Origin of the sequence: Micromonospora sp. NPDC048169, assembly GCF_040652815.1 — a bacterium.
Classification (GTDB): domain Bacteria; phylum Actinomycetota; class Actinomycetes; order Mycobacteriales; family Micromonosporaceae; genus Micromonospora.
Genome location: NZ_JBEZMS010000013.1, coordinates 109,062 through 135,395, shown reverse-complemented (window position 1 = coordinate 135,395; position 26,334 = coordinate 109,062). Strand labels below are relative to the sequence as shown.

General features: G+C 72.3%; 21 protein-coding genes. 18 read left to right on the top strand and 3 right to left on the bottom strand.

Annotated features, from left to right (window positions below; all coding sequences use genetic code 11):
- The first annotated feature begins 21 nt into the window (after nucleotides 1-21).
- The 17 genes from AB0D28_RS14475 (at nucleotide 22) to AB0D28_RS14395 (ending at nucleotide 22,131) form a co-directional block, all read left to right on the top strand.
- A complete protein-coding gene (locus AB0D28_RS14475) occupies nucleotides 22-1,245 on the top strand; it encodes a CoA transferase (protein ID WP_357385817.1) in 1,224 nt (407 codons plus the stop codon).
- 49 nt (nucleotides 1,246-1,294) lie between these two features.
- Complete coding sequence (locus tag AB0D28_RS14470; RefSeq protein ID WP_357385815.1) at nucleotides 1,295-2,143, top strand: cyclase family protein; 849 nt, start codon at nucleotides 1,295-1,297, stop codon at nucleotides 2,141-2,143.
- Nucleotides 2,136-3,578, top strand: coding sequence for an MmgE/PrpD family protein (locus AB0D28_RS14465; RefSeq protein WP_357385813.1), 1,443 nt, complete (start codon nucleotides 2,136-2,138; stop codon nucleotides 3,576-3,578). The genes AB0D28_RS14470 and AB0D28_RS14465 overlap by 8 nt, the downstream gene beginning before the upstream one ends.
- Nucleotides 3,575-5,032, top strand: coding sequence for a dihydroorotase family protein (locus AB0D28_RS14460; protein WP_357385811.1), 1,458 nt, complete (start codon nucleotides 3,575-3,577; stop codon nucleotides 5,030-5,032). The genes AB0D28_RS14465 and AB0D28_RS14460 overlap by 4 nt, the downstream gene beginning before the upstream one ends.
- A complete protein-coding gene (locus tag AB0D28_RS14455; protein WP_357385809.1) occupies nucleotides 5,029-5,880 on the top strand; it encodes a CoA ester lyase in 852 nt (283 codons plus the stop codon). The genes AB0D28_RS14460 and AB0D28_RS14455 overlap by 4 nt, the downstream gene beginning before the upstream one ends.
- A gap of 389 nt (nucleotides 5,881-6,269) precedes the next feature.
- Nucleotides 6,270-7,586 carry a cellulose binding domain-containing protein gene (locus AB0D28_RS14450; protein ID WP_357385807.1) on the top strand — a complete coding sequence of 439 codons (1,317 nt, stop codon included), beginning with the start codon at nucleotides 6,270-6,272 and terminating at the stop codon, nucleotides 7,584-7,586.
- A 272-nt stretch (nucleotides 7,587-7,858) separates the two neighbouring features.
- The gene (locus AB0D28_RS14445; RefSeq protein WP_357385805.1) at nucleotides 7,859-9,379 is read left to right on the top strand and encodes an arabinofuranosidase catalytic domain-containing protein; all 1,521 of its coding nucleotides are present in this window, start codon (nucleotides 7,859-7,861) and stop codon (nucleotides 9,377-9,379) included.
- 50 nt (nucleotides 9,380-9,429) lie between these two features.
- Nucleotides 9,430-11,847: a ricin-type beta-trefoil lectin domain protein gene (locus tag AB0D28_RS14440; RefSeq protein ID WP_357385803.1), complete on the top strand. Its 2,418-nt coding sequence runs from the start codon at nucleotides 9,430-9,432 to the stop codon at nucleotides 11,845-11,847.
- Between the two features lie 118 nt (nucleotides 11,848-11,965).
- Nucleotides 11,966-13,720, top strand: coding sequence for a family 43 glycosylhydrolase (locus tag AB0D28_RS14435; RefSeq protein ID WP_357385870.1), 1,755 nt, complete (start codon nucleotides 11,966-11,968; stop codon nucleotides 13,718-13,720).
- 11 nt (nucleotides 13,721-13,731) lie between these two features.
- Entirely contained in the window at nucleotides 13,732-14,856 is a 1,125-nt protein-coding gene (locus AB0D28_RS14430) for a ricin-type beta-trefoil lectin domain protein (protein WP_357385801.1), read from the top strand.
- A 94-nt stretch (nucleotides 14,857-14,950) separates the two neighbouring features.
- The gene (locus AB0D28_RS14425; RefSeq protein WP_357385799.1) at nucleotides 14,951-15,367 is read left to right on the top strand and encodes a PPOX class F420-dependent oxidoreductase; all 417 of its coding nucleotides are present in this window, start codon (nucleotides 14,951-14,953) and stop codon (nucleotides 15,365-15,367) included.
- A 47-nt stretch (nucleotides 15,368-15,414) separates the two neighbouring features.
- Entirely contained in the window at nucleotides 15,415-16,005 is a 591-nt protein-coding gene (locus AB0D28_RS14420) for a DinB family protein (RefSeq protein WP_357385797.1), read from the top strand.
- 90 nt (nucleotides 16,006-16,095) lie between these two features.
- Nucleotides 16,096-17,907, top strand: coding sequence for a hypothetical protein (locus AB0D28_RS14415; RefSeq protein ID WP_357385795.1), 1,812 nt, complete (start codon nucleotides 16,096-16,098; stop codon nucleotides 17,905-17,907).
- 30 nt (nucleotides 17,908-17,937) lie between these two features.
- Nucleotides 17,938-18,948, top strand: a complete 1,011-nt coding sequence (locus tag AB0D28_RS14410; protein ID WP_357385793.1) for a glycosyltransferase family 2 protein — start codon at nucleotides 17,938-17,940, stop codon at nucleotides 18,946-18,948.
- Nucleotides 18,949-19,060: 112 nt separating this feature from the next.
- Nucleotides 19,061-20,197 carry an SPFH domain-containing protein gene (locus AB0D28_RS14405; RefSeq protein WP_357385791.1) on the top strand — a complete coding sequence of 379 codons (1,137 nt, stop codon included), beginning with the start codon at nucleotides 19,061-19,063 and terminating at the stop codon, nucleotides 20,195-20,197.
- Complete coding sequence (locus tag AB0D28_RS14400) at nucleotides 20,194-21,285, top strand: hypothetical protein (protein WP_357385789.1); 1,092 nt, start codon at nucleotides 20,194-20,196, stop codon at nucleotides 21,283-21,285. Before AB0D28_RS14405 ends, AB0D28_RS14400 begins: the two co-directional genes overlap by 4 nt.
- Before the next feature lie 147 nt (nucleotides 21,286-21,432).
- Nucleotides 21,433-22,131 (top strand): DUF4386 domain-containing protein, encoded by a 699-nt coding sequence (locus AB0D28_RS14395; protein WP_357385787.1) that lies wholly within the window; start codon nucleotides 21,433-21,435, stop codon nucleotides 22,129-22,131.
- A gap of 6 nt (nucleotides 22,132-22,137) precedes the next feature.
- Here AB0D28_RS14395 and AB0D28_RS14390 read toward each other — a convergent pair whose 3' ends face one another.
- A complete protein-coding gene (locus tag AB0D28_RS14390) occupies nucleotides 22,138-22,935 on the bottom strand; it encodes a glucose 1-dehydrogenase (RefSeq protein WP_357385785.1) in 798 nt (265 codons plus the stop codon).
- Nucleotides 22,936-23,022: 87 nt separating this feature from the next.
- On the opposite strand from AB0D28_RS14390, the gene AB0D28_RS14385 reads away from it, so the two are divergent.
- Nucleotides 23,023-23,862 (top strand): helix-turn-helix transcriptional regulator, encoded by an 840-nt coding sequence (locus AB0D28_RS14385; RefSeq protein WP_357385783.1) that lies wholly within the window; start codon nucleotides 23,023-23,025, stop codon nucleotides 23,860-23,862.
- A gap of 19 nt (nucleotides 23,863-23,881) precedes the next feature.
- On the opposite strand, the gene AB0D28_RS14380 is transcribed toward AB0D28_RS14385, so the two are convergent.
- Nucleotides 23,882-25,147 carry a cellulose-binding domain-containing protein gene (locus AB0D28_RS14380; RefSeq protein WP_357385781.1) on the bottom strand — a complete coding sequence of 422 codons (1,266 nt, stop codon included), beginning with the start codon at nucleotides 25,145-25,147 and terminating at the stop codon, nucleotides 23,882-23,884.
- A gap of 187 nt (nucleotides 25,148-25,334) precedes the next feature.
- Entirely contained in the window at nucleotides 25,335-26,240 is a 906-nt protein-coding gene (locus tag AB0D28_RS14375) for a DUF6745 domain-containing protein (RefSeq protein WP_357385779.1), read from the bottom strand.
- Nucleotides 26,241-26,334 lie beyond the last annotated feature (94 nt).

Genomic DNA, 26,334 nt, shown 5'->3' with positions numbered 1-26,334 from the left:
ACGAGTAAGGAGGTACCAGCGGTGACTGAACGGGAGAACCGGGCGGACGGGCACGGCCCGCTGCACGGCATCCGGGTGCTTGACGTCTCGACCATTCTGGCCGGGCCGCTCTGCTGCCAACTGCTCGGCGACTACGGCGCCGACGTCGTCAAGATCGAGCACCCCGTCGCCGGGGACAGCATGCGCGGCCACGGCGAGGCCAAGGACGGCGTGCCGCTGTGGTGGAAGGAGATCTCGCGCAACAAGCGGACCGTCGGGCTCAGCCTCTCCGACCCCGACGGCGCCGACCTCTTCCTCCGGCTCGCCGCCACCGCCGACGTCGTGGTGGAGAACTTCCGCCCCGGCACGCTGGAGCGATGGGGCGTCGGCCCGGACCGGTTGCACGAGGTCAACCCCGGGCTGGTGATCGTCCGGATCACCGGCTTCGGTCAGACCGGCCCCTACGCCGCCCGCCCCGGCTTCGGCACGCTGGCCGAGGCGATGAGCGGCTTCGCCCACCTGACCGGCGAGGCGGACGGCCCGCCGACGCTGCCCGCGTTCGGCCTGGCCGACAGCATCTGCGGCATCGCCGCGTCGTCGGCCGCGGTGATGGCCCTCTACGCCCGCGACGCCCGGGGTGGCCGGGGCCAGGTCGTCGACATGAGCCTGCTGGAACCCATCATGACCGCCGTCGGCCCCGGGCCGATCGCGTACGACCAGCTCGGCGTCGTCGGGCAGCGGCACGGCAACAGGTCCACGAACAACGCCCCGCGCAACACCTACCGCACCCGGGACGGGAGCTGGGTCGCCGTGTCCACCAGCGCACAGGCGATCGCCGAGCGGGTCCTGCGCCTGGTCGGTCACCCCGAGGTCATCGACGAGCCGTGGTTCCGCTCCGGCCGGGAGCGGGCCGCGCACGCCGACCTCCTCGACGCGTACGTGGGCGGATGGATCGCCGAGCGTACCCGCGACGAGGTGTTGCGGGAGTTCAGCGCGGCGGGCGCGGCCGTCGCCCCCGTCTACGACGCGCGGGACCTGGTGGAGGACGAGCACGTCCGTGCCACCGAGATGATCACCACGGTGCAGGACGACGACCTCGGACCGATGCGCATGCACAACGTGATGTGGCGGATGTCGGACACGCCCGGCGCGATCCGGTTCACCGGACGGGCCCTGGGCGCCGACACCGACGAGCTGCTCGGCACCGAGCTGGGCTGCACGCCCGAGTTCCTGGCCGAGCTGCGCGCGCGCAAGGTCGTCGCCTGACCGCCCCCGTGGTCGGTCGACCGATTCCGAAAAGAGTGAGGAACAACCCGTGACACCCCCAACCCAGGCCACAGTCGCCGATCCGCTGCTCGCGGCCGTCCGTGGCGGAGTGACCGTCTACGACCTCGGCCGCCGGCTCTCCGTCGGCATGCCGCAGTCCCCCAACCACCCCGCCTACTGGCACTCCCTGCCCCGCCGGCACGGGGACATGGTCCGGTCCGACGGCGGCTCCGCGGCGAACGACATGATCACCATGGGTACGCACGTCGGCACGCACATCGACGCGCTCGCCCACGTCTCGCACCGCGGCCTGCTCCACGGCGGGGCGGACGCGGTCGAGGCGGGCCGGGGCGGCCGGTACGTGGAGCTCGGCGCGCACACGATCGCCCCGATGGTGCGCCGTGGCGTGCTGCTGGACGTGCCCCGCGCGATCGGCGCCGGCGACGGCTGCCCGGCCGGCTACGAGATCACGCCGGACGACCTCGCGGCCACGGAGGCGGCCCAGGGCACGCCCGTCGGCGCTGGCGACGTCGTCCTGGTGCGCAGCGGCTGGGGCCGGTTCTTCGAGCACGAGGACCGCACCGTCTACATGGGCCTGGAGTCCGGGGTGCCGGGCGTCGGCGAGGCCGGAGCGGTGTGGCTCGCCGACCGCGCGGTGCACGCCGTCGGGGCCGACACCATCGCCTTCGAGCGGCTGCGCCCGGGTGCGGCGCACAGCGTTCTGCCGGCGCACCGGGTGCTCCTGGTGGAACGCGGCATCTACATCATCGAGGCGATGGCGCTGGAGGAGCTGGCCGCCGCCGGAGTACACGAGTTCACCCTGGTCCTGGCGCCGCTGCCGCTGTTCGGCGCGACCGGTTCGCCGGTGCGTCCGCTGGCGGTGGTCGGGCATGGCTGAGCCCACGCTGGCCGAGCGGCTCGCCGCGTTCGCCGCGGCCACCACGCACACCGGCCTGCCCGACGACGTACGGCACAGCGTCCGCCAGCGCGTGCTCGACGTGCTGGGCCTCTGCGTCGCCGCGTACCGGCTGCCGACGAGCACCGCGGCGGCCGGGTTCGTGGCCGACCAGGGCGGCCGGCCCGAGGCGCACGCCGTCGGCCTGCCCGAGGCGGTACCGGCCGCGCAGGCCGCCTTCGCCAACGGGGTGCTCGCCCACTCGCTCGACTACGACGACACGCACCTGCCCTCGGTGCTGCACCCCAGCGCCGGCGTGGTGCCGGCCGCGCTGGCCGCCGCCCAGGCGGCGGGGGCCAGCGGCGGTCAGTTGACGGCCGCCGTCGCGGTCGGCCTGGAGGTCGCCGTCCGTCTCGGCATGGCCGGGTACGACCGCGAGCTGGGCAACTCGGTCTTCTTCGAGCACGGGCAGCACGCCACGTCGATCTGCGGGGCGATGGGCGGAGCCGCCTCGGCGGCGCTGCTGTTCGGCCTGGGCTCCGAGGGGGTCGCCAACGCCCTCGGCGTCACCGCCTCCTTCTCCGCCGGCATCATCGAGGCCAACCGCACCGGCGGCACCGTCAAGCGACTGCACTGCGGATGGGCGGCGCACTCGGCGGTCACCGCCGCGCAACTCGTCAAGCGCGGCTTCACGGGCCCGCCGACCGTCCTGGAGGGCAGGTTCGGCTTCTTCCGCGCCTTCCTCCGCGACGAGGTCGACCTGGACCAGGTCACCGACCGGCTGGGCGAGGAGTGGTCGGTGCCGGGGATCTTCTTCAAGCCGTACCCGGCCAACCACTTCACCCACGCCGCGATCGACGCCGGGCTGCGGCTGCGCGAGCGCGGCCTGCCGCTGGACCGGATCAGCCGCATCGAACTGCGGGTACCCGCCGCGGTGATCCGCACGATCGGCCAGCCGATCGAGGTCAAGCGGGCGCCGGAGACCGGCTACCAGGCGCAGTTCTCCGGGCCGTACGCGGTCGTGGCGGGCCTGCTCGGCGGCTCCGGGCTCGGCGTCGGGCTGACCGACTACACCGACGAGCTGGCCCGCGATCCCCGCCGCCGCGCGCTGATGGCGACCGTCGACGTGCTCCCCGACGACCGCTGCGACTCGATCTTTCCCAACCAGTTCCCGGCGATCGTGACGGTCCGCACGGACGACGGCCGGGAGTGGACCGAGGAGGTGCTGGCCAACCGTGGCGGCCCGCAGCGCCCGCTCAGCGACGAGGAACTCGCGGTGAAGTTCCGGGAGAACGTCGCCGGCCGGCTCACCGACGAGGCCGCGCGCCGGGTCGAGGACCTGGTGCTGCGCCTCGACACCCTCGACTCGATCGACGAGATCCCCCGGACCCTGGCTCGCCTGGAGGCCGGCTCACCCACCTCAAGGAGTAACCCATGACGTCCTTTGACACCCTCGTGACAAACGTCCGCGTGGTGCGGCACGAGTGGACGCAGCCGCGGCAGGTGGACATCGCCATCCGCGACGGCCGCGTCGTGCGGGTCGCCGCCGGCATCGACCCGGCGCTGGCCCGGACCGTCGTCGACGGCGGCGGCAGGCTCGCCTTCCCCGGCGTGGTCGACGCGCACCAGCACTGGGGGATCTACAACCCGCTGGACCAGGACGCCGCCTCGGAGAGCCGGGCCTGCGCCCAGGGCGGGGTGACCTCAGCCATCACCTACATGCGCACCGGGCAGTACTACCTGAACCGGGGTGGCGCGTACGCCGACTTCTTCCCCGAGGTGCTCGCCGCCACCGCCGAGCGGTCGCACGTGGACTACGCGTTCCACCTCGCGCCGATGTCGAAGCAGCACATCGGCGAGATCCCCGAGCTGGTCGAGCGGCACGGGGTCACCTCGTTCAAGGTGTTCATGTTCTACGGCAGCCACGGCCTGCACGGCCGGTCGTCCGACCAGAGCAGTTTCCTGATGATCCCGGAGAACGAGCGGTACGACTACGCGCACTTCGAGTTCGTGATGCGCGGCGTGCAGGCGGCCCGGGAGCGGTTCCCCGAGCTGGCCGACGAGATCTCGCTGTCGCTGCACTGCGAGACCGCCGAGATCATGAACGCGTACACCCGGATGGTGGAGGAGGAGGGGACGTTGTCCGGGCTGGCCGCGTACCACGCCTCCCGGCCGCCGCACTCCGAGGGCCTGGCCGTGAGCATCGCGTCGTACCTGGCCCACGAGACCGGCCTGCCGACGATCAACCTGCTGCACCTGACCTCCCGCAAGGCGGTCGACGCCGCCCTGCGGATGTCGCAGGCGTTCCCGCACATCGACTTCCGCCGCGAGGTCACCGTCGGGCACCTGCTCGCCGACATCGACACCGCGAACCTGGGCGCCAAGGTGAACCCGCCGATCCGGCCGCGCGAGGACGTCGAGGCGCTCTGGGAGTACGTCCTGGACGGCAAGATCGACTGGGTGGTCAGTGACCACGCCTGCTGCCGCGACGAGGTGAAGTTCGGCGAGCCCCGGGACGACGTGTTCGTGGCGAAGTCGGGCTTCGGCGGCGCCGAGTACCTGCTGCCCGGCCTCGTCTCCGAGGGCCGCCGCCGCGGCCTGCCGTACCACCGGATCGCCGAGATGACCGCGTGGAACCCGGCCCGGCGCTTCGGGCTGCGCACCAAGGGCGACATCGCCGAGGGCTTCGACGCCGACTTCTGCCTGGTCGACGACGACCACACCTGGACGGTGCGGGCCGCCGACTCGGAGTCGGTGCAGGAGTACACCCCGTTCGAGGGCTTCGAGCTGAACGCCCGGGTCACCGACACGTTCCTGCGCGGCGAGCGGATCCTGGAGGCGGGCGCCGTGGTCGGCACGCCCCGCGGGCGTTACCTGGCCCGGCCGGCGTGACCCGTACGCCGCGCAGTTACCTGTACGCGCCCGGGAACGAGCCGAGGAAGCTCGCCAAGGCCGCGACGGCCGACGCCGACGCCGTGATCTGCGACCTGGAGGACGCGGTCCCACCGGCCGCCAAGTCGCAGGCCCGGGACAACGTGGCCGCGTTCCTGGCCGACCCGCCGCGGCGCGACGGTGAGTGGTGGGTGCGGATCAACGCCGACTCGGCCACCGCCGACGGGGCGGCGGTGGCCGGCCCGGCGCTGCGCGGCGTCGTGGTGCCCAAGGCCGAGCCGGAGTTGCTCGACGAGGTGGCCGAGGCGCTGGCTCGGGCCGAGTCGGCGTGCGGGCTGCCGCCCGGCACGCTGCGGGTGCTGCCGCTGCTGGAGACCGCGCGCGGCGTGCTCACCCTGGACCGGGTGGCCGCCGCGCCGCGGGTCCTGCGGCTGGGCCTCGGCGAGGCGGACCTCGCCGCCGAGCTGGGCCTGCGGCCGGGGCCGGACCGGGAGGAGCTGTGGCCGCTGCGCACGGCTGTGGTGCTCCACTCGGCCGCGGCCGGCCTGGTGCCGCCGGTGGGTCCGGTCGAGACGGCGGTACGCGACGCCGAGCGCCTGGACCGGAGCACCCGGATGCTGCTGCGGCAGGGCTTCCGGGCCCGCACCGCGATCCATCCCGCGCAGGCGGCGGTGATCAACGACGTGTTCACCCCGTCCGCCGAGGAGGTGGCCGACGCGCGGGACGTGGTGGCGCGTCTCGCCGCCGTCACCGGGCACGGGCACGGCGTCGCCGTCGCGGCGGACGGCCGGATGATCGACGCCGCCGTGGCCCGAGCCGCCCACGACGTCCTGGCCCGCGCGGTCTGAGGCGGGGCCGGCGAGACATCTGTTATCGCTAACAGGCTGGGCCCACGGCCCGGCCGCCGAGACCGCGGCAACCAGCGCCGGGACGGGTCCGCACGGCCCGTCCCGGCGTTAGCTGTTGAATGTGTTATCGATAACCTGCTATGTTCCGGGACGGGAGCGAAGGGCACGCTCCCCGTCACCCCCACAACCGGCAAGGCGTCCCGAGGCACCCTCCTCGCCGCCCGGCCGGTCGGTGACCAGTCCGGGCCGCTCCGCCGATGCACGCGACGCAGGCGGCCACGGACGACTTCGGCCCCGGCCCACGCGCGGCTCCGCGCCCTTCTCGCAGGCGACGTCGGCATCGACGGACGGCCCGGCCTGCACCGCCACCAAGGGCAAGGAGTCAGTCAATGGCGAAACGAACACGGCTCTTCTCATCCATCGCCGCCGCTGCGGTGCTTCTCGCGGCGGCGGCCGGCGGCGCGCTCAACGGCGGCCTCGGCGAGACGGCGCAGGCGTCGACGAACGGCACGCTCGCGGCGACAGCCGGCTGCGGCAAGGCGCCCACGCTGTCCAGCGGTACGCGCACCATCTCCAGCGGCGGCCAGAACCGCAGCTACATCCTGCGCATCCCGGACGGGTACGACCGCAACCGCCCGTACCGCCTGATCTTCGGTTTCCACTGGTTGAACGGCTCGGCGAACAACGTCGCCTCGGCCGGCTACTACGGCCTGCTGCCGTTGTCGAACAACAGCACGATCTTCGTCGCGCCGCAGGGCATCGACAACGGCTGGGCCAACACCAACGGCCGGGACCTGACTCTGTTCGACGACATCTCCCGGCAGATCGAGAACGACCTCTGCGTGGACACGTCCCAACGGTTCGCGCTCGGCTGGAGCTACGGCGGGGCGATGAGCTACGCGGTGGCCTGCGCCCGGCCCAACGTCGTCCGCGCGGTCACCGTCATCTCCGGCGCCAACCTCAGCGGCTGCAACGGCGGCACCCAGCCGGTCGCCTACTTCGGCATCCACGGCATCTACGACAGCGTGCTGAACATCTCCATGGGCCGGTCGCTGCGGGACACGTTCGTCCGCAACAACGGCTGCACCGCGCAGAGCCCGCGCGAGCCGAGCCGGGGCAGCCTCACGCACATCACCACCGCGTACTCCGGCTGCCGTGAGGGCTACCCCGTGCAGTGGGCCGCGTTCGACGGCGACCACACCCCCAGCCCGGTCGACGGGTCGTCGAGCCCGAACGACTCCCGGACCTGGACGTCGGCGGAGATCTGGCGGTTCTTCAGCCAGTTCGCGTCCACCACGCCGCCGACCACGGCGCCGCCGACGACCACGCCGCCGACCACTCCGCCGGTCACCACCGCGCCGCCCACGACTCCGCCGGTCACCACGCCGCCGCCGAGTCAGCCGGGTGCCTGCACGGCGACCTACCGGACGGTGAACACCTGGCCGGGCGGCTTCCAGGCCGAGGTCACCGTGGCCAACAACGGCGCCGCGACGCTCAACGGCTGGACCGTACGCCTGACCCTGGCCTCCGGCCAGGCGATCAGCAGCCTCTGGAGCGGCGTCAACACGGGCACCACCGGCTCGGTGTCGGTCCGCAACGCGGACTACAACGGGACCCTGGGCGCGAACGCCTCCACGACGTTCGGGTTCACGGCCACCGGGAACGGCGCCACCGCGCCCAGCGGTGTCACCTGCACCAGTCCCTGACCAGGACGGCCCGCCGGGCCGGGGGTGGCAGACCGCCCCCGGCCCGGCCCTGGGCGGGGAGCAAACCGAGATCCCGCTTCCCGCCGAGGTGTGCTCTAATTAACACTGGTCGATGTTTGCGTTAACACTGCCACCTGACATGCCACCACCACCAGGCTGTTCAGACCCCTTGCTTCACAGGTGTTAGCGCTTGCACCGGCGGCCATCCATAGCTCGTGAGGCACCGCGCCGGCACGAACGGTCGCGGAGCCCTGCGTACCCGAGGAGCCGTCATGGTGATCCCCCGTCCCCGGTCCGTCCGATCCGGACCATCCCGTCTGACCATCCCCGCGCTGATTCTCGTCCTTGTCGTCGCCGGTGCCGCCCTGGCCACTTCGAGCCGAAACGCCGTGGCCGCCCCCGGGCCCGGCTCCATCGTGGGCGCGCAGTCCGGCCGCTGCGTCGACGTCCCCAACGGCAGCACCACGAACGGCACCCAGGTGCAGCTCTACGACTGCACGGGCGGCACGCCGCAGAACTGGACGTACACGTCGGCGAAGCAGTTCATGGTGTACGGCAGCAAGTGCCTGGACGCCAACGGCCAGGGCACCAGCCCGGGCACGGCCGTGATCATCTGGGACTGCAACGGCCAGGCCAACCAGCAGTGGAACGTCACCTCGGCCGGCACCATCACCGGCCAGCAGTCCGGGCTGTGCCTGGACGCCACGAACGCGGGCACCGCCAACGGCACCAGGATCATCCTGTGGACCTGCAACGGCCAGGCCAACCAGCGGTGGAACACCTCGGCCACGCCGTCGTCACCGCCGCCCACCTCGACGCCCCCGCCCGGGGGGCGGCCGTGCGACATCTACGCCGCGGGCGGCACGCCGTGCGTGGCCGCGCACAGCACCACCCGGGCGCTGTTCTCGGCGTACGGCGGCAACCTCTACCAGGTTCGCCGCGCCTCCGACAACGCCACCCGCAACATCGGGCTGCTGGGCAACGGCGGCTACGCCGACGCCGCCGCACAGGACGCGTTCTGCGCCGGTACGAGCTGCGTGATCACCGCCGTGTTCGACCAGTCGGGACGCGGGAACGACCTGTGGTACCAGGGCTCCGCGCAGGTCCCCGGCTCCACCTCCAGCCGGCCCGCGAACGCGACGAGCGAGTCGTTGACGGTCGGGGGCGCCCGGGCGTACTCGCTCTACATCAATCCCGGGAACAGCTACTGGCGCGACGGCCACCTGACCGGCGTCCCCACCGGCGCGGCCCCCGAGGGCATGTACATGGTGACCAGCGGCACCCACGTCAACAGCGGCTGCTGTTTCGACTACGGCAACAGCGAGACCACCCGCAGCGCCGACGCGGCCGGGGCGATGGACGCGATCAACTTCAGCACCAGCTGCTGGTTCGGCGGCTGCTCCGGCAGCGGCCCCTGGGTGCAGGCCGACCTGGAGTGGGGTCTCTACCCGGGTGGCAGCCAGTCCTGGAACCCGAACCAGCGGGCCTTCACCAACCGGTTCGTCACCGCCACCCTGAAGAACAACGGCACCTCGCGGTTCGCCATCAAGGGCAGCAACGCCCAGTCCGGTGGCCTCGCCACGCTCTACGACGGGTCGCTGCCGGCCGGCTACAGCCCGATGCGCAAGCAGGGCGCCATCATCCTGGGCAGCGGCGGCGACTGCTGCAAGCCCGGCGGCGGCGCGAACCTCAGCGCCGGCACCTTCTACGAGGGCGCCATGGTGGCGGGCTATCCGTCCGACGCGACCGAGAACGCCGTCCAAGCCGACATCGTCGCCGCCGGCTACCGCTGACCGGCGGGCGAGGCAAGCGACCACACCCCGCATTCGTGAAGGGACTCGTCATGTCCGAACCGAGACGGAGGCGCCGTCGCCCCCGACTGCTGGCGGCGCTGGCCGCCAGCGTCCTTGCCGCCGCCGGCGGCCTGACCCTCACCGCCGGACCCGCGCAGGCGGCCACCACGATCACCGTCAACGGCACCTCCGGCGGCCAGACGTTCGACGGGGTGGGCGCGGTCAGCGGCGGCGGCGGCAACAGCCGGCTGCTGATCGACTATCCGGAGCCGCAGCGCGGACAGATCCTGGACTACCTGTTCAAGCCCGGCTACGGCGCCGCGTTGCAGATCCTCAAGGTCGAGATGGGCGGCGACACCAACTCCACAAGCGGCTCGGAGCCGAGCCACGCACACGTGCGGGGCGACCTGAACTGCAACCGCGGCTACCAGTGGTGGATCATGGAGCAGGCCAAGGCCCGCAACCCCGCCATCAAGCTGGCGGCGCTGCCGTGGGGCGCTCCCGGCTGGATCGGCAACGGCAACTTCATGTCCCAGGACATGATCGACTACTTCGTGAGCTGGCTGGGCTGCGCGCGGCAGCACAACCTCACCATGGACTACATCACCGCCGCCCAGAACGAGAAGCGCACCGACGCCAACTGGACCATCAGCCTGCGCCAGGCGCTGAACGCCAACGGCTACAGCGGTGTGAAGATCATCTACGGGGACGACTACCCCGGCAGCTGGGGCCCGGCGAACGCGGTCGCCAGCAACACCACGCTACGCAACAGCATCGACGTGCTCAGCGGCCACTACCCGTGCGGCTACCTCAGCGCGCAGACCACCTGCACCGTCTCGTCCACCGCCACCAGCACCGGCAAGACGCTGTGGAACAGCGAGGGCGGATCGCAGGACTACAACGACGGCGCCAAGCCCCTCGCCCGCGGCATCAACCGGGGCTACATCGACGGCCGGATGGTCGCCTACCTCAACTGGGACCTGATCGCGGCGATCACGCCGAACCTGCCCTGGTCCACTGTCGGGCTGATCCTGGCCAACCAGCCGTGGTCCGGCTGGTACTCGGTCGGCAAGAACACCTGGGCGCTGGCGCACACCACCCAGTTCACCGCGCCCGGCTGGCGCTACCTGGACTCGTCCTCGGGCTACCTGGGCGGCAACCGCAACAACGGCAGCTACGTATCGTTGCGGTCGACCAGCAGCGGCGACTACAGCACGGTCATCGAGACCATGGACGCCACCGCGGCCCAGCAGGTCACCATGAACGTCACCGGCGGGCTGTCGACCGGCCAGGTGCACATCTGGGCCACGAACCTGAACTCGACGAACCCGAACGACTTCTTCGTCCGCGGCGCGGACATCACCCCGTCGGGCGGGTCGTTCTCGCTCACCGTCCAGCCCGGTCACCTCTACACCGTCACCACCACCAGCGGGCAGGGCAAGGGCACCGCCACCAGCCCGGCGCAGGGCTCGCTGGGCCTGCCGTACCGCGACGACTTCGACGGCTACGCCAGCGGACGGTTCCCGAAGTACCTCCAGGACATGCAGGGCGCGTTCGAGACCGTCGGCTGCGGCGGCGGGCGGGCCGGCATGTGCCTGCGCCAGATGTCCGCGCAGGCGCCGATCACCTGGAAGACGCTCGCCGACCCGGCGACCTACGGCGGGAACCTGAGCTGGGGCAACTACACGGTCTCCGCCGACGTCCTGCTCGAACAGGCCGGCTACGCCCAGATCATGGGGCGCGTCGGCAGCACCAACCTGGACCCGATCGGCCGGTACAACGCCTACTTCCTGCGGGTCACCGACTCCGGCGCGTGGTCCATCCTGCGCAACAACACCGCCGGGCAGCTCGTCACTCTGCGCAGCGGGAACGTCGCCGCGTTGGGCACCAACCGCTGGCACAGCCTCGCGCTCGGCTTCTCCGGCACCACCATCACCGCGACCATCGACGGCACGACCGTCGGCACGGCCACCGACTCCACGTTCGGCACCGGCCAGGTCGGCTTCGGCACCAGCCAGGGCGGGACCGCCCAGTTCGACAACCTGTCGGTGGTCGCCGGCCCGGGCGGCAACCCCGGGGGTACGAGCGGCGCGCTGCTCAACCCCAACTCCAGCCGCTGCCTGGACGTGCCGAACCAGTCCCAGACCAACGGCACGCAGGTGACGTTGTGGGAGTGCAACGGCGGCGCGAACCAGCAGTGGACGGCGACCTCCGGCCGCCAGCTCCAGGTGTACGGCAGCAAGTGCCTCGACGCCGAGAGCCAGGGCACCTCGTCCGGCACCCGGGTCATCATCTGGGACTGCAACGGCGGCACCAACCAGCAGTGGAACGTCAACACCGACGGCACGATCACCGGCGTCCAGTCCGGACTGTGCCTGAGCCCGAACGGCGGCGGGACCGGCAACGGCACCGCGATCGTCCTGTCCGCCTGCACGGGCGGCAGCAGCCAGAAATGGAGCCGGGCATGACGGCCCGACCTACCACACCCATCCGCCGCGGCGCGGCCAACCGGGGAGATGACCTGTGACCTCAACGCTATGGAGAACCGACCGCCGGACCAGACGATGGCTCGCGCTGGCCGTGACCATGCTCGCCCTGCTGGGGCTGGCCCCGGTCATCGCCGGAGAGCTGAGCCCGACCGCCGCCCGGGCGGACAACCCGATCGTGCAGAACATCTACACGGCCGACCCGGCACCGCTGGTCTACAACGGCCGCGTCTACCTCTACACCGGCCACGACGAGGACAACTCGACCTGGTTCACCATGAAGGAGTGGCGGGTCTACTCGTCCGACGACATGGTCAACTGGACCGACCACGGCTCACCGCTCAACCTCGCCACGTTCAGCTGGGCCAAGCAGGACGCGTGGGCCGGCCAGGCGGTCTACCGTAACGGCAAGTTCTACTGGTACGTGCCGATGGTCGTGCGGGCGACCGGCCAGATGGGCATCGGGGTGGCGGTGGCGGACAGCCCCACCGGGCCGTTCCGGGACGCCATCGGGCGCCCGCTGGTGAGCAACGGCGAGATCGACCCCACCGTGTTCATCGACGACGACGGCCAGGCATACCTGTACTGGGGCAACCCGCGCCTGTGGTACGTGAAGCTGAACTCGGACATGACCTCGTACTCGGGCAGCCCGACGCAGATCCCGCTGACCACCGCGGGCTTCGGGACGCGGACCGGAGACGCGAACCGGCCCACCCTCTACGAGGAGGGGCCCTGGGTCTACAAGCGCAACAACATCTACTACAACGTGTTCGCCGCCAAGTGCTGCTCGGAGTTCCTCGCCTACTCGACGGCGCCCGGCCCGCTGGGGCCGTGGACCTACCGCGGCACGGTCATGCCCACCCAGGGCAGCAGCTTCACCAACCACCCCGGGATCGTCGACTTCAAGGGTGGCTCCTACCTCTTCTACCACAACGGGGCCCTGCCCGGCGGCGGCGGTTTCACCAGGTCGGTGGCGGTGGAGAAGTTCTCCTACGGCGCGGACGGCTCGATCCCCACGATCAACATGACCACCACCGGCGCACCTCAGGTGGGCACGCTCAACCCGTACGTCCGGCAGGAGGCGGAGACGATCGCCTGGGGGCAGGGGATCGAGACCGAGCCGGCCAGCGGCGGGGGGATGAACGTCGGCTTCGTCGACAACGGTGACTACATCAAGGTCAAGGGCGTCGCCTTCGGCACCGGCGCGGCCTCGTTCACCGCGCGGGTGGCCTCGGCCGGCAGTGGCGGCACCATCGAGCTGCGCCTGGACGGCACCGGCGGCACGGTGGTGGGCACCTGCCGGGTCTCCGGCACCGGCGGCTGGCAGACCTGGGCCGACACGACCTGCGCGGTCAGCGGCGCCACCGGCACCCACGACCTGTACCTGCGGTTCACCGGCGGCAGCGGCTCGCTGTTCAACATCGACCACTGGCGGTTCACCCCCGCCGGGAGCACTCCCCCGCCCACGAACCCGCCGACCACCACGCCGCCGCCGATCGATCCCCCGCCGACCACCACGCCGCCCACGACCCCGCCGCCCACCACGCCGCCGCCGTCCGGTGGTGCCTGCACCGCGACCTACCGCACCACAAACTCCTGGTCCGGCGGGTTCCAGGCCGAGGTGACGGTCACCGCCGGCACCGCGGCGCTCAACGGCTGGTCGGTCCGGTGGAACCTCGCCGGCGGCCAGAGCATCAGCCAGGTCTGGAGCGGCACGCTGAGCACCAGCGGCTCCACGGCGACCGTCCGCAACGCGGAATACAACGGCTCGGTGCCGGCGTCCGGCTCGACCACGTTCGGCTTCGTGGCGAACGGCTCGCCCTCCACCCCGTCCCTGACCTGCACCAGCCCGTGAGAGGAACAGTCATGCGTACCCGAGCGAGAAGATGGCTCACCGCGGGCGCCGCGCTCGCCCTGCTGGCCGCCGGCGTGCTCACGTCCGCCGGCCCGGCGGGCGCCGAGTCCAACGGCGGCACCCGGGTGATGCCACTCGGTGACTCCATCACCGAGGGCACCCAGGTGCCGGGCGGCTACCGGATCGGCCTGTGGCAGCGGATGGCCGCCGGCGGCTACCGGGTCGACCTGGTCGGCTCCCAGTTCAACGGGCCGGGCAACCTCGGCGACCACGACCACGAGGGCCACCCCGGCTGGCGCATCGACCAGATCGACGCCAACATCACCGGCTGGCTGAACTCCTACCAGCCACGCACCGTGCTGCTGCACATCGGCACCAACGACATCCTGCAGAACTACAACGTCTCGACCGCGCCGAACCGGCTGTCGTCGCTGATCGACCGCATCACCAACACGGCGCCGAACGCGGACGTGTTCGTCGCGCAGATCATCCCGCTGGCGAACTCCGGCCAGGAGGCGGCGGTGCGCACGTTCAACGCCGCCATCCCTGGCATCGTGCAGTCGAAGGTGAACGCCGGCAAGCGGGTCCACCTGGTCGACCAGCACTCGGCGCTGACCACCGCCGACCTGATCGACGGCGTCCACCCGACCGCCACCGGCTACGACAAGATGGCCGCCGTCTGGTACCGCGCGTTGCAGTCGGTGTCCGGCAGCATCGGCACCCCCGGCAGCGGCGGGGGCACCTACCAGAACGTGCAACTGGTCGGCGTCGGCTCGGGCCGGTGCCTGGACGTGCCGAACGGCAGCACCACGAACGGCACCGCCGTGCAGTTGTACGACTGCTGGGGCGGCACCATGCAGCGCTGGACGTACACCTCGGCCAAGCAGTTGCAGGTGCTCGGCAACAAGTGCCTGGACGCCAACGGGCGGGGCACCGCCAACGGCACCAGCGTGATCATCTGGGACTGCAACGGCCAGCCCAACCAGCAGTGGAACCTCAACGCCGACGGCACGATCAGTGGGGTCCAGTCCGGGCGCTGCCTGGACGCGGCCGGCTACGGCACCGCCAACGGGACCAGGATCAACCTCTGGGACTGCCACGGCGGCACCAACCAGCGGTGGAGCGTGCGCGCCTGACCGGCACGCGACGGGCTCCCCGGCCCACGACGCCGGGGAGCCCCGCCCGCCGCATGACCAGCGGCGGGACCGGCGGGTACGTAGAGTGGGAGCCATGTCGAAGCCGCCGCTGCCCGAGCCCGCCGTCGCCATGCTGTCCAAGCCGAATCCCGCCGTCATCGCCACACTGCGCGACGGCCAGCCGGTGACCGCGGCCACCTGGTACCTCTGGGAGGACGGCCGCGTCCTGGTGAACATGGACGAGGGCCGCCGCCGGCTGGCGCACCTGCGCAGCGACCCCCGGGTCTCCCTGACGGTGCTGGACGAGGGGAACTGGTACACCCACGTCAGCCTCATCGGGCGGGTGGTCGAGGTGCGCGACGACGAGGGCCTGGCGGACATCGACCGGATCTCGCAGCACTACACCGGACGGCCGTACCCGCGACGGGACCGCGGCCGGGTCAGCGCGTGGATCGAGATCGAGCGCTGGCACGGGTGGGGCGCGCACAAGGACAACGACCAGACCGGCTGACCGCCGCCGCCCCCACGATGTCCGACCCATGCGCGAGAGTGTCGGGCATGACCGAATCGAAGGACCCGAAGACCGCGCTGCACCACTACCTCCGCGCGATCCGGGAGAACCTGATCTGGAAGCTCGACGGGCTGAGCGAACGCGAGGCCCGGCTTCCCCGCACCGCGACCGGCAACAACTTCCTGGGCCTGCTCAAGCACTGCCTGAACGTCGAGGCCGGCTACTTCGGGCCCACGTTCGGCCGCGAGTTCCCCAACCCCGGGGAACTGGTCGCGCTGGAGATGTTCGACGCGGACCCGCAGGCGGACTGGTACGCCCGGGAGGACGAGACCAAGGACGGGCTGATCGACCTCTACCGCCGGGTAGGAGCGTTCGCGGACGAGACGATCGAGACGCTGCCGCTGGACGCGCCGGGGCGGGTGCCGTGGTGGTATCCGGGCCGGCAGGACGTCACGCTGCACCAGATCATCGTGCACGTCTGCGTCGACCTGGCCCGGCACGCCGGTCACGCCGACATCATGCGCGAGCAGCACGACGCGGCGATCGGGCTGGGGCGGGAGAACCGGAACGTCCCCGACGGCTATGACTGGCCGGCGTACGTCAGTAAGCTGTCGGCGCTCGCGGACCGGTTCGCGTAGCCGGCCCTTCCGGTACTGCGGGCCGGAAGTTTCAACCATATTTCGGACAGCGGATCGACAGGATCAGCAGCATCGTGAAGCATCTATCCCATGAAAATCCGGCCCGCCGTCGCCCCGCCGGCCGCTGAGGACAGCGGTCCCGCGCAGCCGCCCGCCGATCCGCCCTCGGACGACAGCCCCACCGACGAGCGCCCGACGGACGGCAGCCGCCGGTGGCGGCCGAACCCGGAGTGGACGCTGGCGATCCTGGGCAGTCTGCTGCTGGCGGTGGTGCTGACCTGGCCGACGTTGCGGCACCCGGCGACCACGATCCCCGGCGACCTGGGCGACCCGACGTTGCAGGCGTGGCAGGTCGCCTGGTCGGGACACGCCCTGCTCAACGACCCGGCCAACCTGTGGAACTCGAACACGTTCTATCCGGAGCGCTACACCTACGCCTACAGCGACACGCTGCTCGGCTACGCGCCGTTCGGGATGCTCGGCTCCGGATTCGAGGCCGCGCTGATCCGCTACAACGTGCTCTACGTGCTGTTGCACGCGCTGGCGTTCGTCGGGGCGTACGCGCTGGCCCGGCAGCTCGGCGCGAACCGCTGGGGCGGTGCGGTCGCCGGGGTGGCGTGGGCGTACGCGCCGTGGCGGCTGGCGCACTCCGGCCACCTGAACATCCTGTCCAGCGGCGGGATCGCGCTGGCGCTGGCGATGCTGGCGCGTGGCCACGGCTGGTCGCTGCGCCACGGATACCGCCCGGAGCGCCGTCGGCCCGGCTGGGCGGTGGCCGGGTGGCTCGTCGCGGCCTGGCAGGTCACGCTCGGCTTCGGCATCGGGCTGCCGCTCGTCTACTTCCTGCTGGCCGCCGCGCTGGTGGCGGCCGGCTGCTACGGCTGGTCCTGGTGGCGCAAGCGGGAACGGCCCCCGTTCGGCCGGCGGCTGCTCGTCGCGGACCTGGCCGGTGGCGCCGTGTTCGGCACCGTCACGCTGCTGCTCGGGCTGGTCTACCTGCGCGTGGTCGACCTCAACCCGCAGGCCGTCCGGTCGCTGGACTGGACCAAGATGTTCTCCCCGCCGCTGATCGGGTTCGTCACCGCGCCCGGCGACTCGTGGCTGTGGGGGGAACGGCACGCCGCCGCCCGCGAACAGCTCACCTGGCCGCCGGAGATGGCACTGCTACCAGGCATGACGCTGATCGGGCTGGCCGCGGCGGGGCTGTTCGTCTCGGCCTTCCCGGTGCGGCACCGGGTCACGCTGGGCCTCGGCGTGGCCGGCACCGTGCTGCTGGGCCTCGGTTCCACGCTCGGCGGGGACGGCGAACCCGGCTACCTGACGCTGTCCCGGCTCCTGCCGGGCTGGGACGCGTTGCGCACCCCGGGCCGGATGATGCACTGGACCAGCCTGTTGCTGGCCGTGCTGGCGGCCGGGCTGGTGACCGCGCTGGCCGAGTCGTGGCGCCGGCCGGCGGCGGCGCGCGCGTCCCGGGCCGTCGCGGCACTGGTCCTGCTGGTGCCGCTCGCCCTGGTCACGCTGGAGGGCGTCAACCGTACGCCGCACCCGGTCGTGCCGACGCCACCGGCGGCGATGCGGACCGCGCCGGAACCCATGCTGGTGCTGCCCGCCGGTGGGGTGGGCGACCTGAACTACATGCTGTGGTCGACCGACGGGTTCCCCCGGATCACCAACGGGCTCGGCGGTTTCGAGCCGGTCACCCAGGCCCAGACCCGGGTCGCCGTGGCCTCGTTCCCCGACGCGGGCAGCGTGGCGTACCTGCGCGGGATCGGCGTGCGGTCGGTCGTCGCGGTGCCGAGCCGCGCGGCGGGGACGCCGTGGGAGGGCATCGAGACCCGGCCGGTCGACGGGCTGGGCATCACCCGGGAGGATGTCGATGGCACGCTTGTCTACCGCCTCTGACGCCGGGTGCCCGGGCGCGGGCCGGGCACGGTGAGCGCCGTGCGGTTGTCAGTGGTGGTGCCCTGCTTCAACGAGGAAGCGTCGGTGGAGCGGCTGCACGAGATGCTCAGCGTCGCGTTCGCCGAACTGCAGGACGTGGACGTCGAGGTGGTGTACGTCGACGACGGCAGCGAGGACGGCACGCTTGCGGCGCTGCGCCGGCTCGCCGCCGCCGACCCGGCCGTCTGCTACACGTCGCTGAGCCGCAACTTCGGCAAGGAGGCGGCCATGCTCGCCGGCCTGCGCCGGGCCACCGGCGACGCGGTGGTCATCATGGACGCCGACCTGCAACATCCGCCGCGGTTGCTGCCCGAGATGGTGATGCTCTACCGCCAGGGCTTCGACCAGGTGATCGCCCGCCGGGACCGGCGTGGGGACCGGTTCATCCGGATGGTCGCCTCGCGCTCCTTCTACCGCCTGGTCAACTGGTGGATAGACGTCCGCCTGCTCGACGGCGCGGGCGACTTCCGGCTGCTGTCCCGGCTCGCGGTGAACGCGATCCTGGCCATGCCGGAATACAACCGCTTCTCCAAGGGCCTGTTCTCGTGGATCGGCTTCCGCACGGCGGTGGTGGCGCACCGCAACGAGACCCGGCAGGCCGGGCACAGCCGCTGGACGTTCGGCAAGCTGTTCAACTACGCGTTCGACGGCCTGCTGTCGTTCAACAACCGGCCGCTGCGCCTGGCCATCTACGGCGGGCTGTTCCTCACGCTCATCGCGGTGGGCTACATGGCCTGGGTGGTAGCGGACGCCGTGGAGAAGGGCATCGACGTGCCCGGCTACACCACGATCATCGTCAGCGTGATCGGGCTCGGCGGCATCCAGATGATGATCCTCGGGGTGATCGGCGAGTACATCGGCCGGATCTACTACGAGACCAAGCGCCGCCCGCACTATCTGGTGCAGGAGACCGAGCGCCTCGTCGATACCCCCGGCCGGGCGTCCCGGCTTCCGGAGCAGCGTACGGCCACCGGCGAATCGATGGCCGGCGAAACCGGCTGAGCGCCTCCGATCGGTGGCCGCCGATAGCGCCGAAAAGCTGTCTTTTCGCAGGTGGCGGGCGGTTGCTATGGTCGCCGCGACGCCGGAGACCGGCGCCGAGGAAAGGGTTGCGATGGGGCTGATGGACAAGCTCCGGGGCGAGCTCATCGACATCATCGAGTGGCTGGACGACAGCCGCGACACGATGGTCTGGCGATTCCCCCGGTATCAGAACGAGATCAAGATGGGCGCCCAACTGGTCGTCCGGGAGTCCCAGACGGCGGTGTTCGTCAACGAGGGGAAGATCGCCGACGTCTTCGCACCGGGGACGTACACGCTGGAGACCCGCAACCTGCCGATCCTGTCCACCCTGAAGGGCTGGAAGTACGGCTTCAACTCTCCGTTCAAGGCCGAGGTGTACTTCGTCAACACCCGGCAGTTCACGGACATGAAGTGGGGCACCCAGAACCCGGTCATCCTGCGCGACGCCGAGTTCGGTGTGGTGCGGGTGCGGGCGTTCGGCGCCTTCGCGGCCCGAGTGGTGGACGCGGCGCGGCTGCTACGGGAACTGGTCGGCACCGACCCTCAGTTCCGCACCGAGGAGGTGCAGGAGTACCTGCGGCAGCTCATGGTCGGGCGGCTCGGCGGCGCGCTCGCCACGGCCGGGGTGCCGCTGCTGGACCTCGCGGCGCACCAGGACGCGATCGGCCGGCGGCTGGCCGCCGTGCTGACCGAGGAACTGGCCGAGGTCGGTATCGCGATCCCCAAGTTCGTCATCGAGAACGTGTCGGTGCCGCCGGAGGTCGAGAAGGCGCTGGACAAGCGGACCAGCATGGGCGCGGTCGGCGACCTGGACCGGTACACCCGCTTCCAGGCGGCGAACGCGATGGAGGCCGCGGCGAACAACCCGGGTGGCGAGGCGGGCGCGGGCATCGGCCTCGGCCTCGGCATGGCGATGGGCCAGCAGATGGCCCGGTCGATGGGCGGGGGCGCGGCCACGCAGCCGGTGCCGGCCCAGCCGGCCCCCGCGCAGCCGGCCGCCGCCGAGCCGCCGCCGCTGCCGGACCAGGCCCAGTGGTACGTCGGCGTCGGCGGCCAGCGGCAGGGCCCGTACGACCTCGGTGGGCTGGCCGAGCAGGCGGGTGCGGGCGCGCTCGGCGCGGACACGCTCGTCTGGCGCGCCGGCATGGCGCAGTGGCAGCCCGCCGGGCAGGTGCCCGAGCTGGCGTCGGTCCTCGCCAGCGTCCCGCCGCCGCTGCCGCCGGCATGAGCGACACGGCTGTCTCGCCGCCCTCGTACCAGTGCGGGGGGTGCGGCGCCCGGGTGGAGTACGCGCCGGGCACCACCACGCTGAGCTGCCCGTACTGCGGGTACCGGCAGGAGATCGCCGGCGCCGGCCGGGAGGTGCGCGAGCACGCGTACGCGGAACTGGCGTCGCTGCCCCGCAAGCCGGTGGCGAGCGTCGGGGCGCACACGTTCGTCTGCCCGGGCTGCGGCGCCCGGACGGAGAGCGACGCGCTGGCACAGCGCTGCCAGTTCTGCGCCACCCCGCTGGTGGCCGACGCCGGAGCGGGTGAGCTGATCGCGCCGGAGGCGGTGCTGCCGTTCGCCGTCGACCGTAACGGCGTGCGGACGGCCCTGGGCCAGTGGTGCGGCAGCCGCTGGTTCGCGCCCGGGAGCCTGAAGAAGATCACCGAGGCGGAGACGCTGAAGGGCACGTACCTGCCGCACTGGACGTTCGACGCGCGGACCGTGTCGGACTACCAGGGTCAGCGGGGCGAGCACTACTACGTCACCGAGACGTACACGGTGACGGTCGACGGCAAGCAGGAGACGCGGACCCGGCAGGTGCGGCACACCCGGTGGCATCCGGCCGCCGGCACCGTCCGCCGGGACTTCGACGATGTGCTGGTGCCCGCCACCACCCACCTGCCCACCGAGCAGTTGGACAAGCTTGCGCCGTGGCCGCTGGCCGAGGTGACCGCCTACCACGGCGACTACCTGGCCGGATACCAGGCCCTGCGGTACGACACCGAGCCCGAGGCAGGGCTGACCGAGGCGAAGGCGCGGATGGCGCCGGTCATCGAGCGGGACTGCCGGTCGGACATCGGCGGCGACGAGCAGCGGGTGTCCGCCGTCGACACCACGTACTCCGACGTGTCGTACAAGCTGGTCCTGCTGCCGGTGTGGATCGCCGCGTACCTGCACGCCGGGCGGTCGTACCAGGTGCTGGTGAACGCGCGGACCGGTCAGGTCATCGGCGAGCGCCCCTACAGTGCGGCGAAGATCGCGGCGGCGGTGCTGGCCGCGCTCGCGCTCGTCGCGGCGATCGTGGTGGCGTACGCGATGAGCCGCTGACGCGTACGGGCCACCGGTGTGCCGCACCGGTGGCCCGTACGCATCGCGCGAGGTGACTGCCCGAGCGGCCGATGCGCCGCCGGGCCGGTCCGCAGGACAGTGAGGGCACGACCACCATCGGCCGGGCGGCGGCGGAGGGGAAACCCGATGGACTCACTGCGAAAGACGTCGCTGGTCGCGGGCGGCGCCTATCTGCTCACCTTCGTCTCGATCCCCACCCTGACCCTGTACGCCCCGATCCGCGAGGCGGACTACGTCCTGGGCACCACGTCGGACGCCCCGGTCGTCCTCGGTGGCGTGCTGGAGATGATCGTCGCGCTCGCCTGCGTCGGCACCGCCGTCGCGCTGTACCCGGTGCTCAAGCACCAGGGCCCGGCCCGGGCGCTGGGTTTCGCCGGCGCCCGGGGCCTGGAGGCAGCCGGCATCCTCGTCGGCGTCGCGAGCGTCCTGACGCTCGTCGCGCTGCGGCGGTCCGGGGCCGGGCCGGACGCGCTCGTCACCGGCCAGGCGCTCGTCGCCTTCTACGACTCGGTGTTCCTGCTCAGCCAGTCGCTCCTGCCGGCAGTGAACGCGCTGCTGGTGGGCACCCTGCTGTACCAGTCCCGCCTCGTGCCGCGCGTGCTGCCGGTGCTCGGTCTCGTCGGCGCGCCACTGCTCGTCGCCTCCGACCTCGGCGTCCTGTTCGGCGCCTGGGACCGGCTGTCGCCGGTGACGGCTGTCGCCGCGCTCCCCATCGCGGTGTGGGAGTTCTCGCTCGGTGTCTACCTGGTCGTGAAGGGCTTCCGGCCCTCGCCCGTCCCGGCCGGCGCGGTCGAGCCCCGGCCGGTCCAGGACGCCACCGTCTGAGCCGGGTCAGGCCCGCGCGCCGCCGTCGACCCGCAGCACCGTGCCGGTGACGAAGGAGGCGCGGTCGCTGAGCAGCCAGGCGGCGGCCTGGGCGATCTCGTCGGGCTCGGCGGCCCGGCGCAACGGCGTGGCGGCCGCGAGCCGGTCGATGATGCCCGGCGACTCGGCGTCCCAGGAGCGCATCATCTCGGTGAGCGTACTGCCCGGGGCGATCGCGTTGACGCGGATGCCCTCCGGCCCGTAGGTGACCGCGGCGGACTCGGTAAGGCTGTTCACGGCGCGCTTCATCGCCCCGTACGCGGGCAGTTCGGGGTTGCCCATCAGGCTGCCGACGCTGGAGTTGTTGACGATCGCGCCGGTGCCGGCGGTGGCCCGGATCGCGGCGACCTCGGCGACCATGGCGAGCCACGGTCCCTTGAGGTTGACGGCGTAGACGTGGTCGAAGTCGTCTTCGCGCACCCGGTCCATCGGTCCGGGCGGCACGATCGTCGCGCCGTTGTTGAAGGCGACGTCGAGGCGGCCGTACACCTCGACGGCGCGGTCGACGGCGGCACGCACGCTCGCCGCTTCGGCCAGGTCGCAGACGACGTACTCGGCGGTGCCGCCCGTGGCCCGGATCTGCTCGGTGACCGCCTTCAGCTGTTCCTCGGTCCGGGCGGCGAGCAGCACCCGGGCGCCCTCGGCGGCGAACAGCCGGGCCGCCGCGGCGCCGATGCCGCGCCCGGCGCCGGTGATGAAGGCGACCTTGCCGGCCAGCAGGCCGGTGGTGGGGTGGACGGTCGTGTCGGTTCGTGTGGTGTCCATGCCGGCAAGCCTGCGTCCGGTCGCGGAGCCCATCCAGGTACGGCCGGTACCTGGTTACGCGCCGCCGCGCACGGGCACACTGGGGTCGTGGACCGACGTGAGCTGGCAGTGTTCCTGCGCAGCAGGCGGGAACAGATCGCACCGGCCGACGTGGGCCTGCCCGCCGGACGGCGGCGCCGCACCCCCGGGTTGCGTCGCGAGGAGGTGGCGCGGCTGGCGTTCATCTCGACCGAGTACTACACGCGGCTGGAGCAGGGCCGGGGTCCGCGTCCGTCGCGGGAGGTGCTGGCCGGGCTGGCCCGCGCGCTGCGGCTCTCCGACGCCGAACGCGACCACCTCCACCACCTGGCCGGGGAGCCGCCCGCGCCGCCGCCCGGGCCACCCCGGGAGGTACGCCAGAGCGTGCTGGACCTGCTGCACCGGCTGCCGCAGGCGGCGGCGTTCGTGACCTCGGCGGCGTTCGAGGTGATCGCCTGGAACGACCTCGCGGCGGCGCTCATGGAGGACTTCTCCGCGGTGTCCCGGCGGGACCGCAACCTGGTCCGCCGTGCCTTCCTCGGCCCGCACCTGATGTACGGCGTGTCGGACGCGAGCGAGTTCGCCCGCCACTCGGTCGGACGGCTGCGCGCCGCCGCGGCCCGCTATCCGGACGATCCGGAGATGGCCGCGCTGATCGCGGAGCTGCTCGCCGGGAGCGAGGAGTTCGCCCGCCTGTGGGCCTCGCACGAGGTGGGCGGCGCACGGACGCTGTGCAAGACGTTCCGGCACCCGCTGGTCGGGCCGGTGACTGTCAACTGCGACGTCCTCGACATCACCGACCGCGACCAGCAGGTGGTCATCTACACCGCCACCCCCGGCTCACCGTCGGAGGAGGCGCTGCGGCTGCTCTCCGTGATCGGCACGCAGCGCATGACGGTGGAGCACTGAGCCACCCGGCGACGGCACGTCAGCAGCCGATCCGGCTGGACCCGACGGCGGCGTCGTCGTACCAGAGGGTGTCGGCGCCGCCGCCGTAGCTCTCCCAGCCCAGCTTCAGGTCGGTGAGCTGCGGTCGCCAGGTGCGGTTGTACCACTGGCCGTCGATGTCGTGCGTCGGCACGCCGTCGGCGGTCAGCCCGGTCACCGCGACGCCGTCCAGCCAGGTACGCAGTTGACCGGCCGAACCGTCCACCATGAACTCGAGGCAGGCCCAGCGGTTGGTGGGCAGCGGCACGCTCTGCGCCACCCCGGCCGGGCTCTGCTCGGGCAGCGTGGCGTCGTCGGAGGCGCGGTTCCACTGGAGCGCGCCGTTCTGGCCGCCCAGCCGCAGGTCCCGGTTGCCGTCGGCGGCGTCGGCCATGGTGATCATCGTGGTGTGGTCGGTGGGCTGGGCGGTGGTGTGCCGCACCCAGATCCGGGCGTACCTGACGCTGCCCAGGCCGCTGAGGTTCTTCGTGGTCCGGACGAACACGTGGTTGCAGTACCCGGCCGCGCCGTTGATGCGGACCGCGCGGCTGCCGCTGTGCGTGGTGGACGTGTCGATGGTGGCCGTGCCGGCGCCGGAACAGTCCGGGCTCACCACGCTCCAGTCACCCGACGGCGTCGAACCGGTCTGGTTCTCGAAACCGTCGCAGAGCACCGCCCCCGCGCACCCGCTCGGCGGTGGGGTGGTCGGCGGCGCCGTCGTGGGAGGTGCCGTGGTCGGCGGCGCGGTCGTCGGCGGCGCCGTGGTCGGCGGCGCCGTCGTGGGCGGGGCGGTCGTGGGCGGGGCTGAGGTCGGCGGCGCCGTGGTGGGCGGCGGTGTGGTCGGGCCGGCGCCGTTGCACGGTACGCCGTTCAGGCTGAACCCGGTCGGCGTGCCGCCTGCGGCGCCGAATGTGCCCTGCACGCCGAACTCGGTCGAGCCGCCGGCCGAGATGCTGCCGTTGTACGACACGTTGCGGGCGGTCACCGTCGACCCGGACTGGCTGACTGTGGCGTTCCAGCCGTTCGTCACGCGCTCGTCCCCGGCGTACGTCCAGGTTACGGTCCAGCCGGAGACGGCTGTGTCACCCGGTGACACCTTGATGTTCGCGGTGAACCCGCCGGGCCACTGGTTGGGTGTGTAGTCGACCCGGCAGCCCTGCGCGGCCGCGGCCGGGCCGGTGAGCAGGGCCGTACCGGCCGCGGTGACGGCGGCCAGCGCGGCGACGGCCGCCACGAGCGGTGCGGGTCGGGCACGGAGAATCGTCATGGAGAGTCCTTCGACGTCGGGCAGGGCGCGGCGGCACGCGTCCCGGATCGGACGCGGCGGCGCGCGAGGATGCGGCGCGGCGATGCGCCAGGGTGAGTGGTCGATGCGTACGACCGATGTGCCCGGCTCGAAGGCGGCCCGGTCAAGCCGCCGAGGTCCGCGGACCTCGGCGGCGCCCGAGTCCAATCTATTTATCGCCGCCTATCAAATCAATGTCTGCGCCCGCGCCGCTCAGCGGTGGTTGCCAGCCGTCCCGATAGCGCACGCCGCCGGGCCGCAGCCGGATCCGGTCGTGCGCCGTTCCCGCGACGGGCTCGGTCCGGATGACCGCCGGCCGGTCCACGACGACGCAGACGTCCTCCCCCGGCCACCACCAGCCGCCGGAGCGGGCCAGGCCGGCCCAGGTGTCGAGGTGCCCGTCCTCGTCCGGCCCGTACCGGGCGAGGCCGAGCCGGCGCAGCACGTCGTAGTACGCGATCCATGACGCGTCCTGCTGCCCGTACCAGCACACGGGCACCGGGCCGCCGCTCGCCAGCGCCGCACGCACCGGCAGGTAGAGCCCGTGCGCGAGGCTGCGGTGCAGCGCCGCGCGTACCCCCTGGTGCAGCACGACGGCGAGCGGTACGCCGCTGTCGAGGGCCCGCTGCGGCGGCAGCTCGGGCCACGGCTCCCTGGCCTTACCGGTGCGGGCGGGTGACAGCTCGGGATCGGTGTGCGCCACGCCCGCGCTGAGGGCACCCCGGAGCTGGGACACGATCATGGCGATGTCGCTCGCCACCAGCGGCGTCCTGGGCGGCCGTGCCGCCCGGATGCGGTCGTGGAGCGAGTCGAGTGTGGGCCAGCCGGCGACCAGGGGAATCGCCTTGGCCGGCGAGTCGACCCACTCGAACCGGGGTCGCGGCCGCGACGCCCTCGCGTAGACGGCGGTCAGGCAGCGCTCGGCGGCCGGCCGGTCGGCCGGCTGCGTGTTCAGGGCGTGGTCGAGCCATTCCTGGCGGATCCGGACCGCCTGCTGCCACAGGCCGCCGGGGTCACCGCCGCGAACGGCCTGCGGGATCGTCGCGGCGCCGTCGCGCCGCGTGCGGGCGCTCATCGCGCCGGGGCGTCGCCGCCCTTCAGGTAGGAGATCATGGCCCGACTCTGACTCACGGCGCGGCATCGCTCAAGCGAATTCCGGCCATATAGTG

What these genes read in the sequence shown, in the direction of transcription:
- AB0D28_RS14465 (WP_357385813.1), top strand. Translation starts at nt 2,136, where the DNA reads ATGGCTGAGCCCACGCTGGCCGAGCGGCTCGCCGCGTTCGCCGCGGCC.
- AB0D28_RS14460 (WP_357385811.1), top strand. Translation starts at nt 3,575, where the DNA reads ATGACGTCCTTTGACACCCTCGTGACAAACGTCCGCGTGGTGCGGCAC.
- AB0D28_RS14450 (WP_357385807.1), top strand. Translation starts at nt 6,270, where the DNA reads ATGGCGAAACGAACACGGCTCTTCTCATCCATCGCCGCCGCTGCGGTG.
- AB0D28_RS14445 (WP_357385805.1), top strand. Translation starts at nt 7,859, where the DNA reads ATGGTGATCCCCCGTCCCCGGTCCGTCCGATCCGGACCATCCCGTCTG.
- AB0D28_RS14440 (WP_357385803.1), top strand. Translation starts at nt 9,430, where the DNA reads ATGTCCGAACCGAGACGGAGGCGCCGTCGCCCCCGACTGCTGGCGGCG.
- AB0D28_RS14435 (WP_357385870.1), top strand. Translation starts at nt 11,966, where the DNA reads ATGCTCGCCCTGCTGGGGCTGGCCCCGGTCATCGCCGGAGAGCTGAGC.
- AB0D28_RS14430 (WP_357385801.1), top strand. Translation starts at nt 13,732, where the DNA reads ATGCGTACCCGAGCGAGAAGATGGCTCACCGCGGGCGCCGCGCTCGCC.
- AB0D28_RS14425 (WP_357385799.1), top strand. Translation starts at nt 14,951, where the DNA reads ATGTCGAAGCCGCCGCTGCCCGAGCCCGCCGTCGCCATGCTGTCCAAG.
- AB0D28_RS14420 (WP_357385797.1), top strand. Translation starts at nt 15,415, where the DNA reads ATGACCGAATCGAAGGACCCGAAGACCGCGCTGCACCACTACCTCCGC.
- AB0D28_RS14415 (WP_357385795.1), top strand. Translation starts at nt 16,096, where the DNA reads ATGAAAATCCGGCCCGCCGTCGCCCCGCCGGCCGCTGAGGACAGCGGT.
- AB0D28_RS14405 (WP_357385791.1), top strand. Translation starts at nt 19,061, where the DNA reads ATGGGGCTGATGGACAAGCTCCGGGGCGAGCTCATCGACATCATCGAG.
- AB0D28_RS14400 (WP_357385789.1), top strand. Translation starts at nt 20,194, where the DNA reads ATGAGCGACACGGCTGTCTCGCCGCCCTCGTACCAGTGCGGGGGGTGC.
- AB0D28_RS14395 (WP_357385787.1), top strand. Translation starts at nt 21,433, where the DNA reads ATGGACTCACTGCGAAAGACGTCGCTGGTCGCGGGCGGCGCCTATCTG.
- AB0D28_RS14390 (WP_357385785.1), bottom strand. Translation starts at nt 22,935, where the DNA reads ATGGACACCACACGAACCGACACGACCGTCCACCCCACCACCGGCCTG.
- AB0D28_RS14380 (WP_357385781.1), bottom strand. Translation starts at nt 25,147, where the DNA reads ATGACGATTCTCCGTGCCCGACCCGCACCGCTCGTGGCGGCCGTCGCC.
- AB0D28_RS14375 (WP_357385779.1), bottom strand. Translation starts at nt 26,240, where the DNA reads ATGAGCGCCCGCACGCGGCGCGACGGCGCCGCGACGATCCCGCAGGCC.